Below are 11,808 nucleotides of genomic sequence, written 5' to 3'. Positions count from 1 at the left end.
ACCCGCACCACCCTTATGCCCGAACTTCCCGGCATACGAGACACTCGTACGGGTGCTTCCAGTTGATCTTAAGGCCACCTTCAGTGCGTCGGACGCACTGAAGGTGGCCTTTAAGTGAATCGATCGTCAGCCGAAGGCGACCGAGCGGACGGTCTTGGCGCCGACCGCGGCGCCGATGGGCTCGAGCAGGTGCGAGTCCACTCCGCGATCGACGCGCAGCAGCATCACGGCGTCGGCGCCATCGGTGGTCTGGCTGATCTGCGCGGCCTCGATGTTGACGCCTGCTTCGCCGAGCAGGGTGCCGACGCGGCCCATGATGCCGGGGCGGTCCGGGTACTCCAACAGCAGCAGGTCGCCCTCGGCGCGCAGGTCGAAGTGGCGGCCGTTGACCTCGACGAGCTTCTCGACCTCTCCCTTGCCGGTGACCGAACCGGACACCGAAAGCGTGGTGCCGTCGGTGTGCACCGCGCGCACCGTGACCAGGCTGCGGAACTTGGGGCTCTCCGACTCGCTGACGAGGTCGACCTGGACCCCGAGCTCCTCGGCGAGCCGGGCCGCGTTCACGAAGGTGACCTGGTCCTCGACGACGCTGGAGAACACGCCGCGCAGGGCCGCGAGACGCAGGATCGAGGTGTCCTCGCTGGACAGTTCGCCCTTGACGACGACGGTGACCGACGCGGGGGCCTTCGGGCTCAGCGCCGCGAGCACGAGGCCGAGCTTCTGCGTCAGCGACAGGTACGGGCGGACCTCCTCGCCGACCGTGCCGCCACCGGCGACGTTGACCGCGTCCGGCACGAAGTCTCCGCGCAGCGCGAGCAGCACCGAGCGGGCGACGTCGGTGCCCGCGCGGTCCTGCGCCTCGGCGGTGGACGCGCCCAGGTGCGGAGTGACGACGACGTTCGGCAGGTCGAACAGCGGGCTCTCGGTGGTCGGCTCGGTGACGAAGACATCGATGCCGGCACCGCCGACGTGACCGGAGCGGATGGCGTCGGCGAGGTCTTCCTCGACGATGAGGCCACCGCGCGCGGCGTTCACGATGATGACCCCGGGCTTGGTCTTCTTCAGCGCCTCGGCGTCGATCAGGCCCTTGGTCTCCGGGGTCTTCGGGAGGTGGATGGAGATCGCGTCGGCGCGGGCGAGCAGCTCGTCGAGGCTCAGCAGCTCGATGCCGAGCTGGGCGGCGCGGGCGGCGGAGACATAGGGGTCGTACGCGACGATCTTGGTGTCGAACGCGGCGAGCCGCTGCGCGAACAGCTGCCCGATCTTGCCGAGACCGACGACGCCGATGGTCTTGCCCTGGATCTCGACCCCGGAGAACGAGCTGCGCTTCCACTCGCCGGCGCGCAGGCTCTGCGACGCGGCGGGAACGCGGCGGGCGACCGAAAGGAGCAGCGCGACGGCGTGCTCGGCGGCCGAAACGATGTTGGACGTCGGCGCGTTGACGACCAGGACGCCGCGCTCGGTGGCCGCAGGAACCTCGACATTGTCCAGCCCGACGCCGGCGCGGGCGACCACCTTCAGGCGGCTCGTCGCGGCGAAGACCTCGGCGTCGACCTTGGTCGCGGAGCGCACGAGCAGTGCGTCGGCGCCCTTGACGGCTTCGAGAAGCGCGGGACGATCGGTGCCGTCCACATGCTGGACCTCCACCTCGTCCCCGAACACACTCAACACGGAAGGCGCGAGCTTTTCCGCGATGAGGACGACGGGCAGATTTGGCTTGGTCACGATACGGCTCCCACTTATTTGGTCACGAAATCGAGGACGCTCTCATCGGCGCACGACGTTGTGCCCGGATGACCGGTGAGTTTAGTCCCGACGGGCGCGGTCGCGCAGCCAAGGTGTTAACTCCGTCGCAACACGTCCGCAAAGAAAGATCGAAAACCCGATCAGGGCCGGATTCGTCCCCTTACCGGCCGCGCACGACCTGCCCTTTCGTCCACCTGATGGGATCGGGCGACGCGAATTTGTCGGTCCACGGCGTTAGGCTGACCGAATCGGATCAAGAGTGGGGGTTGGCAGAGCATGGCGCGGCCGTCGAAAACGAGCCTCGAAGAGCTGAGCAAACGCGTCGCGAGGGTGTCCCGCTCAGAGGGAGTCACAGCGCGCGAGGCGCAGGCCGCCGTCGCGGGCGAGTACGGCTTCCCCGACTGGCAGAAGCTGAAGGCGTACGTCCAGCGCATCACCAGGAACGGGCCGAAGCTCCAGCACACCTATCGCGCCGACACCAGCTACTACGAGGACCGCGTGCGCGGTCTGCTGACCGCCGCCCAAAACGGCGAGCGTGGGGTGGCCGCCGCCTTCGAGCGTTGGAACGCCGACCTGGACGGAGTGGGCGCGCGGACCGTGATCGCGAGGGAACACGGGTTCGGCAGCTGGACGGCCCTGCTCGCGCACGTCGTCGCGCTGGCCGAGAACGGCGAGCCGTTCGCACGGGCGTACCAAGCGGTGGAAGCGCACGACGAGGATCGGCTCGCGGCGCTGCTCACGCAGTTCCCCGAGCTGGCGAAAGCCCGCGGTACCAACGGAAACGACCTTCTCAGCATGGCGGTCGCGGCCGGCGACGAGTCACTCACCCGGCTGCTGCTCACCGACGGCGGCTCGCCGTCGCGGGCGAACACGCATGGCTGGACAGCGCTGCACCAGGCCGCCTACATCGGGCGGCCGTCGCTCGCGAAGCTGCTGCTCGATGCCGGCGCGCGGACAGATGTCTCCGGGCGGGGCGATGGCGGCACGCCACTGGTCGTCGCGCTGTACTGGGGACATAGGGAGACGGCCGCGCTCCTCGCGCGTCATGACCTCGCACCCGGCAACCTGCGGGTCGCGGCCGGGCTGGGGCGCGACAGCCTGGTCCGCACGCTGCTGGCCAAGGACGGCGAACCCACCGCCGAAGCGGGCGCGCATCGCGCGTTCTACCGGCCGAACGGCGGGTTCCCGGACTGGCGGCCGTCCAAAGGCGCAGCCGAAATCCGGGACGAGGCGCTCGCCTGGGCAGCCCGCAACGACCGCGTCAGAACGCTGGAGCTGCTGGTCAGGCGCGGGGCCGACGTCAACGCTGACGTCTACCGCGGCACCGCGCTGGCCTGGGCCGCCGCCACCGGCCGGGCCGAGTCCGTGCGCAAGCTGATCGAGCTGGGCGCCGACGTCAACCAGCTGGGCACCTTCGGCAGCACCGGCCACGGCTCCGGCATCACCGCGCTGCACCTCGCGGTGCAGGGCGACAACGTCGACGTGGTGCACGCGCTGCTCGACGCCGGAGCCGACCGCTCGATCCAGGACGAGCTGTACGGCGACACCCCGGCAGGCTGGGCCGAACAGGCCGGCAGCACCGCCGTGCTGGAGCTGCTGCAGGGCTGAGGCAGGTGCGGCGTTGTGACGTGAAGGCCACCTTCACGGCGTAAGGCGTACTCAACTAGGCCTTCACCACGTCCCTGCCCTACCGAAACTGCCTTCAGGAGCCCCAACAGTCACATCGCCACCACCAGCGCCACCCGCACGACGCAACAGGCCCACAGTTCCGCTACCAGCACCCACTCGCCCCGGTCCTTGCTGCTCTGGACAGAACCGACCACCCCAACCCGCCTGAAGTTCCAGGCAATGGCGTTGAACGCCAATGCGGCGGCCTTCGATCACATGGCCCCGAGGCCCGCCTTCACGACGCGCGACGAAGGCAGGCACTCGGGTAAGCTCCGGGGCAGCGCGGCGGGGGCCGCGTCCTGTCCGCGGAAAGGGCCAAGCCCGCCCCTGCACACCTGAACAACGAGCACCCACCTTCTTTCCTTTCCGGTGCCGGCGGACCACGGACGTCAAGGGAAGGAAGTGCCATGGAGGTATTGCCGCCGAACCCGAATCTCGAGCAGCTCCGCAAACGCGCGAAGAACCACGCGCGGGCAAGCGGCGTCAAGCTTGCGGACGCGCAGTTCGCGATAGCGCGTGAGCACGGGTTTCCTAGCTGGCCGAGGCTGCGCGCGTATGTCCAGCGCGTCGAGGAGCACGGCCCTGAAATCGAACACGCCTACCACGCGGACATCCAGTACTACGCCGATCGAGCGACAGGGCTTCTCGCGTCCGCCGAGGACGGCACGCCGGACGCGGTCGCGTCATTCGAAAGCCGGCAGCAGCTGCTCACCCGCGACGGCGCTCGTGTCGTGGTCGCCCGCGCGCACGGATTTCCGTCGTGGCGCACACTTCGCGAGCATGTCCGGTCGTTGGCGGACAGCGGTGAGCCGTTCGCGCGCGCGTACCGATACGTCGAAGAACGCGACCTCGACGGGCTCACCCGGATCGTCGCGGAGTTCCCGAGTCTGGTGCACGCGCGGGGCACCAACGGAAACGACCTGCTCGGCATGGCGGGCGCGACCTGCGACGAGCGCTTGAGCCGGGTCCTGCTCGACGCCGGCGCCGACCCGGCCCGCGGCAACGCGCACGGCTGGACACCGCTGCACCAAGCCGCGTACAGCAACCTGCCGCTGCTGCTCGAAATGCTGCTCGCCGCGGGCGCGCCAGTCGACGTCTCGGCACGGGGCGACGGCGGAACACCACTGGTCGTCGCGCTGTTCTGGGGGCACCGCGAGGCAGCCGAGGCCCTTGCTGTGCACAGCCTCGCGCCGGGCAACCTGCGCGTCGCCGCCGGACTGGGACATCTCGACCTGATCGACGAACTCGTTACCAGCAAAGGAAAATTGGCCGCCGAAGCCGGTGCGCATCGCGAGTTCTACCGACCCCACAGCGGTTTCGGCTCTTGGCGTCCTTCGGACGACCCTGCCGAGATCCGCAATGAGGCACTCGCCTGGGCCGCCCGCAACGACCGCACCGACGCCGTCGAAGCACTCGTCGAACGCGGCGCGGAGCTGGACGCGGACGTCTACGCCGGGACACCGCTGCTCTGGGCGTCCGCGCAAGGCAAGCCCGACGCCGTGCGGAAACTCGTCGAACTCGGCGCCGACGTCAACCGCCGGTCCACCTTCGGCGGGCCTGGCCACGGCTCCGGGGTCACGGCCCTGCACCTCGCCGCGCAGAACAACCGCGTCGACGTGCTCAGGATCCTGCTCGACGCCGGCGCCGACACAACCGTCCGCGACAACCTGTACAACGGCACGCCCGAAGGCTGGGCCGAACACTTCGACCGGAAGCAGGCGCTGAAGGTATTCCGGGGCTAGCTCTCTTCGACGTCTTCGGGCAGGTCGAACTCGCCATCCTTGACGCCCAGCACGAACGCGTCCCACTCCGACGGGGTGAACACGAGGATCACGCCGTCCGGCTTCGAGGACTGGCGCATCGCGACGTAGGTGACCCCGTCGGTGTGCGGCACGAAGGCGTACTCGACGGCGTCGTCGAGCGTCACGCCCTCCGGCTCCGCGCGGATCCAGGGCGCGTTGCTCAGGTCCAGCTCGTGGCGGATGTGGGCCTTGTCGTCCACGGGCTGCTCCGCGGCTTGGTCCGCCGCTTGTTCACTCATGTCACCCACGATATCGGCCGGGTCCAGAAACGCGTGAAGGCCACCTTCACAGCGTATTGCGCTGTGAAGGTGGCCTTCACGAACAACCGACTTACGCGGTCTCGGTGATGGGGCGGTCGACCCAGGACATCAGGTCGCGCAGCTTCTTGCCGGTCTTCTCGATCGGGTGCTGGTTGCCGGCTTCCTCGAGCTTGATGAAGTTCGGCCGGCCGGCCTCGTCCTCGGCGACCCATTCGCGGGCGAACGTGCCGTCCTGGATCTCAGTGAGGATCTTCTTCATCTCTTCCTTGACCGCGGGCGAGATGACGCGCGGGCCGCGGGTCAGGTCGCCGTACTCGGCGGTGTCGGAGATGGAGTAGCGCTGACGGGCGATACCGCCTTCGTACATGAGGTCGACGATGAGCTTGAGCTCGTGCAGCACCTCGAAGTAGGCGATCTCCGGGGCGTAACCGGCCTCCGTGAGCACCTCGAACCCGGTCTGCACCAGCGCGGACGCACCGCCGCAGAGGACGGCCTGCTCACCGAAGAGGTCGGTCTCGGTTTCCTCGGTGAAGGTCGTCTTGATGACTCCCGCGCGCGCCGCGCCGATGGCCGCCGCGTACGAGAGCGCGAGTGCCTGGGCGCCGCCCGTGGCGTCCTGCTCGACCGCGATCAGGGCCGGGACGCCCTTGCCGTCGACGAACTGGCGGCGGACGAGGTGACCGGGGCCCTTCGGGGCGACCATGGCGACGTCGATGTTGGACGGCGGCTTGATCAGGTCGAAGCGGATGTTGAAGCCGTGCCCGAAGAAGATCGCGTCGCCGTCTTTGAGGTTCGGCTCGATGTCTTCGGCGTAGATGAAGCGCTGCTTGGTATCCGGCGCCAGGATCATGATCAGGTCGGCTTCCTTGGAAGCCTCGGCCGGCGTCAGTACGCGCAGGCCCTGGTCCTCGGCCTTCGCGCGGGACTTGGAGCCCTCCGGCAGGCCGATGCGGACGTCGACACCGGAGTCGCGCAGGCTCAGCGCGTGGGCGTGGCCCTGGCTGCCATATCCGATAACGGCGACCTTGCGGCCCTGGATGATGCTGAGGTCGGCATCGTCGTCGTAGAAGATTTCAACGGACATGAGCGAAGACATTCCTTTCGAAAACTGACTAACGGGAAGCTGTTGCGGTGATCGAACGGGCCCCGCGGCCCACCGCGACCATGCCGGACTGCACGAGCTCGCGGATACCGTACGGTTCCAGCATCCGGAGCAGGGCGCCGATCTTGTCCGACGTGCCGGTGGCCTCAACGGTGACCGCTTCGGGCGACACGTCCACCACCTTCGCACGGAAGAGCTGCACTGTCTCCAGTACTTGACTACGGACCGTATTGTCTGCCCTGACCTTGACAAGCAGCAGTTCGCGCTGTACGGCCGTGGACTTCTCGAGCTCCACGATCTTGATGACGTTGATCAGCTTGTTGAGCTGCTTGGTCACCTGTTCGAGCGGTAGCTCGTCGACAGCGACCACGATCGTCATCCTGGACACCTCGGGGTTCTCCGTGGGTCCGACGGCGAGGGACTCGATGTTGAAACCGCGCCGGGAGAACAGGCCGGCGACGCGCGCGAGCACACCGGGTTTGTTCTCGACCAAAACGCTCAGGGTGTGGCTGGTCATCGCGGGTCTCCCTCGGCGGCGGCTGCCTCGGCGGCCACCTCGTCGTCGTCGAACAGCGGGCGGATGCCGCGGACGGCCATGATCTCGTCGTTGCCGGTGCCGGCCGCGACCATCGGCCAGACCTGCGCGTCCTTGCCGACGACGAAGTCGATCACCACCGGGCGGTCGTTGATCTCCATCGCGCGGCGGATGGTCGCATCGACGTCTTCCTTCGACTCGCACCGCAGCCCGGCGCACCCGAGCGCCTCGGCCAGCAGCGTGAAGTCGGGGATGCGGTGCTTGTGCGTACCGAGATCGGTGTGCGAGTACCGCTCCGAGTAGAACAGGTTCTGCCACTGCCGGACCATGCCGAGGTTGCCGTTGTTGATCACGGCGACCTTGATCGGCGCACCCTCGATCGCACAGGTGGCGAGTTCCTGGTTGGTCATCTGGAAGCAGCCGTCGCCATCGATCGCCCAGACCTGCGTGTCCGGCAGGCCGAACTTGGCGCCCATCGCGGCCGGAACGGCGAAGCCCATCGTGCCGAGCCCGCCGGAGTTGATCCACGAGCGCGGTTTCTCGTACTTGACGAACTGCGCGGCCCACATCTGGTGCTGCCCGACGCCCGCGGTGTAGACGGCGTCCGGGCCGACCAGCTGGCCGATGCGCTCGATGACGTACTGGGGCGACAACGCGCCGTCGGCGGGCCATTCGTACCCGGCCGGGTAGTTCTGGCGCAGCGAGTTGAGCTGCGTCCACCAAGCTTCGAGGTCCGGCGTGCCGGAGTGCTCGAACTCGCCGCGGACCGCGATGCTCAGCTCGGTGATGATCTCGGCGCAGTCACCGACGATGGGGACGTCGGCCTTGCGGTTCTTCGAGATCTCCGCCGGGTCGATGTCGGCGTGCACCACCGCCGCGTCCGGCGCGAACGACGAAAGCTGGCCGGTCACCCGGTCGTCGAACCGCGCGCCGAGGGTGATCAACAGGTCGGAGCGCTGCATCGCGGCGACCGCGGCGACTGTGCCGTGCATGCCCGGCATGCCGAGGTGCTGCGGGTGCGAGTCGGGGAACGCCCCCCGGGCCATCAGCGTGGTGACCACCGGAATGCCGGTGTACTCCGCCAGCTCCAGCAGCTGCTTCGACGCGTTCGCCTTGATCACGCCGCCACCGACGTAGAGCACCGGGCGACGCGCGGACGCGATGAGCCGCGCGGCTTCGCGGACCTGCTTGCCGTGCGGACGCAGCGTCGGCCGGTAGCCGGGCAGGCGCATCTCGGTGGGCCAGGAGAACGACGTCATCTCCTGCAGGACGTCCTTCGGGATGTCGACGAGCACCGGCCCAGGACGTCCCGTCGACGCGAGGTGGAACGCCTCTGCGATGGTGCGGGGGATGTCGATCGGGTCGGTCACCAGGAAGTTGTGCTTGGTGATCGGCAGCGTGATGCCACAGATGTCGGCTTCCTGGAAGGCGTCCGTGCCGATCAGCGCGCGGCTCTGCTGACCGGTGATCGCGACGATCGGCACCGAGTCCATGTTCGCGTCGGCCAGCGGGGTGACCAGGTTGGTCGCGCCGGGGCCGGAAGTGGCGATGCAGACGCCGACCTTGCCGGTGGCCTGTGCGTAGCCAGTGGCCGCGTGGCCGGCGCCCTGCTCGTGGCGGACCAGGATGTGACGGACCTTCGTGGAGTCGAGCAGCGCGTCGTAGGCGGGCATGATCGTGCCGCCGGGAATGCCGAAGACGACCTCGACGCCAACCGCCTCGAGCGAGCGGACGAGCGACTGCGCGCCCGTGACCCTTACCGGCGTGCCAGCCGGCGGGGCCGGCTTCGGGCGGGAGCCAATCTGGCTGGGCGACGCGGGAGGCGTCGCACCGGCGTTCGTTTCCGATCGCGAGGTGGCGCTTGTCATCGGTTCTGCCTCGAGGGTCTCGGTGTTCGGGATCACGGTGTTCGGGGTAACTCGTTCGGGTAAATCTTGCGGCCAAGGTCAATCCAGGCAACAAAAAACCCCCGCCGACCGTTAGGTCGCACGAGGGTCGCGCGTCGACGCAGCGGAAACTTCCTAAGCGTCGACGCGCTGGGGAAGTACGAGGCCGGTCAGCTTGAGCACGGGAGAGACGTTAATCGGTTACGTCAAGGAGTGTCAACTCTGCGGGATGGTGATCCCGGATACTGGACACTCCGACTATCGGACGGCCCCGCTTTCCCGGCCTTCAGCGCTGCGGTGCACCATCTATGAGTGGCTGAAAACGAGCAGCAGACCAGCACCGATGCCGTCACCGGCGCCCCGGAGATCCCGCCGAACCCGAAGGCGGTGTTCCGGATCCCGCGCACGGCGTATTTCGTGATCGGGTTCCTGATCTTCTGCATGACCCCGGCGGCACTCGGCGAGATCCACTGGCTCGCGGTGCTCTACCTGATCCCGCTCGCGCTGATCGTGTTCGTCCGGCGCATGCGCACGACGGCCGACGCCCAGGGCCTCAAGGTCCGCACCATGTTCGGTCACCGCGACCTGGCCTGGTCGGAGCTCAAGGGACTTGCACTGAACAAGAAATCCAAGGTCAGCGCCGTACTCGCCGACGAAAGCCAGGTCCGGCTGCCCACCGTGCGCACCCGGCACCTGCCGGTGCTCTCGCTGGTCAGCGACGGCCGCCTGCACGATCCGTCCGGGCTGATCGCCGAACCGGCGGTAACCGCACCCGAGCCCGCCGTCGCCACCTCCGACTCAGTGGCTTCCGCCCAGGAGTAGGATTGGTAGGACCAGTTGGCGCGCGCACCTATCCGGGCGCCGTCTCCGCGCCGGTCACCACCGGTTGCCGAACGACCCGAGCACGACCCAGAACGAGGACATTGGAGTAGCCATGCCTCCGCTGCGCTCCCGCATCACCACCCACGGCCGCAACGCGGCGGGCGCTCGCTCGCTCTGGCGCGCCACGGGAATGACCGACAGCGACTTCGGCAAGCCCATCGTCGCCATCGCCAACTCCTACACCCAGTTCGTCCCCGGCCACGTGCACCTCAAGGACATGGGCGACATCGTCGCCGAGGGCGTGCGGGCCGCCGGCGGGGTGTCCCGCGAGTTCCACACCATCGCCGTCGACGACGGCATCGCCATGGGCCACAGCGGAATGCTCTACTCACTGCCTTCGCGCGAGATCATCGCCGACGCGGTGGAGTACATGGTCAACGGCCACCAGGCCGACGCGCTGGTGTGCATCTCCAACTGCGACAAGATCACCCCGGGCATGCTCAACGCCGCGATGCGGCTCAACATCCCGGTCGTGTTCGTCTCCGGCGGGCCGATGGAAGCAGGCAAGGCCGTGGTCGTCGGCGACGTCGTCCACCCGGCGAGCGACCTGATCACCACGATCTCCGCCTCGGCCAACAACTCGGTCGACGAAGCGGGCCTGGCCGAAGTCGAGCGCTCAGCGTGTCCGACCTGCGGCTCGTGCTCGGGCATGTTCACCGCGAACTCGATGAACTGCCTGACCGAAGCACTCGGACTTTCCTTGCCGGGCAACGGTTCCACACTCGCCACGCACGCGGCGCGGCGCGAGCTGTTCGTCAACGCCGGACGTACGGTCGTCGAACTGGCCAAGCGCTGGTACGAGAACGACGACGAGTCCGTGCTCCCGCGGTCGATCGCGACGAAGGCCGCGTTCGAGAACGCGATGGCGCTCGACATGGCCATGGGCGGTTCGACGAACACCGTGCTGCACATCCTCGCCGCCGCGCGGGAGGGCGAGGTCGACTTCACCATCGCCGACATCGACGCCATCGGCCGCAAGGTGCCGTGCCTGTCGAAGGTCGCGCCGAACTCGGACTACCACATGGAAGACGTCCATCGGGCCGGCGGCATCCCCGCCATCCTCGGTGAGCTCTACCGTGGCGGGCTGCTGAACGAAGAGGTCACCTCGGTACACACGCCGACGCTGAAGGAGTGGCTGTCCACTTGGGACATCCGCGCCGAGTCGCCGTCGGCCGAAGCGGTCGAGCTGTTCCACGCAGCGCCCGGCGGGGTCCGGACCATCGAGGCCTTCTCGACGTCGAACCGCTGGACCTCGCTCGACACCGACGCGGCTGACGGCTGCATCCACGACGTCGCGCACGCGCACACCGTCGACGGCGGCCTCGCGATCCTGCGCGGCAATCTCGCCGAGAACGGCGCCGTGATCAAGGCGGCCGGGATCGACGAGGACCTGTGGCATTTCCAGGGCCCCGCGCGGGTGCTGGAAAGCCAGGAAGAAGCCGTCTCGGCGATCCTCGGCAAGAAGATCCAGCCGGGCGAAGTCCTCGTCATCCGCTACGAAGGCCCCGCGGGTGGTCCGGGCATGCAGGAAATGTTGCACCCCACGGCGTTCCTCAAGGGCTCGGGACTCGGCAAGAAGTGCGCGCTGATCACCGACGGCCGGTTCTCGGGCGGCTCGTCGGGCATCTCCGTCGGGCACATCTCGCCCGAAGCCGCGGCCGGCGGCCTCATCGGGCTCGTCGAGGACGGCGACCAGATCCTGCTCGACATCCACGAGCGGCGGCTGGAACTCCTCGTCGACCCGGAGATCCTGGCCGAGCGGCGCGACAAGATGGAGTCCAGCGAGCGTCCGTGGCAGCCGAAGGACCGAGTGCGGCCGATCACCGCCGCCCTGCGCGCCTACGCCCGCATGGCGACCTCCGCCGACACCGGCGCCGTCCGCGACCCGGACAAGTAGCGAACTGGTGAGTGTTTAGGCCGGTTCTAA

At 68.3% G+C, this 11,808-nt stretch carries 10 protein-coding genes; 4 read left to right on the top strand and 6 right to left on the bottom strand.

Annotated features, from left to right (window positions below; all coding sequences use genetic code 11):
• Window positions 1–126: 126 nt before the first annotated feature.
• Window positions 127–1,725 carry a phosphoglycerate dehydrogenase gene (gene serA, locus JWQ81_RS35420; protein WP_297548456.1) on the bottom strand — a complete coding sequence of 533 codons (1,599 nt, stop codon included), beginning with the start codon at window positions 1,723–1,725 and terminating at the stop codon, window positions 127–129.
• A 297-nt stretch (window positions 1,726–2,022) separates the two neighbouring features.
• Between serA and JWQ81_RS35415 the strand changes: the two genes are divergently transcribed.
• The gene (locus tag JWQ81_RS35415) at window positions 2,023–3,354 is read left to right on the top strand and encodes an ankyrin repeat domain-containing protein (protein ID WP_297548454.1); all 1,332 of its coding nucleotides are present in this window, start codon (window positions 2,023–2,025) and stop codon (window positions 3,352–3,354) included.
• A 110-nt stretch (window positions 3,355–3,464) separates the two neighbouring features.
• On the opposite strand, the gene JWQ81_RS35410 is transcribed toward JWQ81_RS35415, so the two are convergent.
• Window positions 3,465–3,611, bottom strand: a complete 147-nt coding sequence (locus JWQ81_RS35410; protein ID WP_297548452.1) for a hypothetical protein — start codon at window positions 3,609–3,611, stop codon at window positions 3,465–3,467.
• 210 nt (window positions 3,612–3,821) lie between these two features.
• Between JWQ81_RS35410 and JWQ81_RS35405 the strand changes: the two genes are divergently transcribed.
• Window positions 3,822–5,156, top strand: coding sequence for an ankyrin repeat domain-containing protein (locus JWQ81_RS35405; protein ID WP_297548450.1), 1,335 nt, complete (start codon window positions 3,822–3,824; stop codon window positions 5,154–5,156).
• On the opposite strand, the gene JWQ81_RS35400 is transcribed toward JWQ81_RS35405, so the two are convergent.
• The 4 genes from JWQ81_RS35400 to JWQ81_RS35385 all read right to left on the bottom strand — a co-directional run bounded on the left by JWQ81_RS35400 (window position 5,153) and on the right by JWQ81_RS35385 (window position 8,981).
• The gene (locus tag JWQ81_RS35400) at window positions 5,153–5,455 is read right to left on the bottom strand and encodes a DUF397 domain-containing protein (RefSeq protein ID WP_297548448.1); all 303 of its coding nucleotides are present in this window, start codon (window positions 5,453–5,455) and stop codon (window positions 5,153–5,155) included. The two genes, JWQ81_RS35405 and JWQ81_RS35400, sit on opposite strands and share 4 nt — an antisense overlap.
• A 91-nt stretch (window positions 5,456–5,546) precedes the next feature.
• A complete protein-coding gene (gene ilvC, locus JWQ81_RS35395; RefSeq protein ID WP_297548446.1) occupies window positions 5,547–6,560 on the bottom strand; it encodes a ketol-acid reductoisomerase in 1,014 nt (337 codons plus the stop codon).
• 28 nt (window positions 6,561–6,588) lie between these two features.
• Complete coding sequence (ilvN, locus tag JWQ81_RS35390) at window positions 6,589–7,095, bottom strand: acetolactate synthase small subunit (RefSeq protein ID WP_297548444.1); 507 nt, start codon at window positions 7,093–7,095, stop codon at window positions 6,589–6,591.
• On the bottom strand, window positions 7,092–8,981 hold the full coding sequence (locus tag JWQ81_RS35385) for an acetolactate synthase large subunit (protein ID WP_297548442.1): 1,890 nt from the start codon (window positions 8,979–8,981) through the stop codon (window positions 7,092–7,094). Before JWQ81_RS35385 ends, ilvN begins: the two co-directional genes overlap by 4 nt.
• Before the next feature lie 384 nt (window positions 8,982–9,365).
• On the opposite strand from JWQ81_RS35385, the gene JWQ81_RS35380 reads away from it, so the two are divergent.
• Window positions 9,366–9,821, top strand: a complete 456-nt coding sequence (locus JWQ81_RS35380) for a PH domain-containing protein (protein WP_297548537.1) — start codon at window positions 9,366–9,368, stop codon at window positions 9,819–9,821.
• A 112-nt stretch (window positions 9,822–9,933) separates the two neighbouring features.
• Window positions 9,934–11,778: a dihydroxy-acid dehydratase gene (gene ilvD / locus JWQ81_RS35375; protein WP_297548440.1), complete on the top strand. Its 1,845-nt coding sequence runs from the start codon at window positions 9,934–9,936 to the stop codon at window positions 11,776–11,778.
• The last annotated feature ends 30 nt before the right edge of the window (window positions 11,779–11,808 follow it).

The sequence above is a fragment of the Amycolatopsis sp. genome (genome assembly GCF_025464955.1).
Classification (GTDB): Bacteria; Actinomycetota; Actinomycetes; order Mycobacteriales; family Pseudonocardiaceae; genus Amycolatopsis.
The sequence above is the reverse complement of the archived record's forward strand: the minus strand, read 5'-3'. Positions and strand labels throughout refer to the sequence as shown.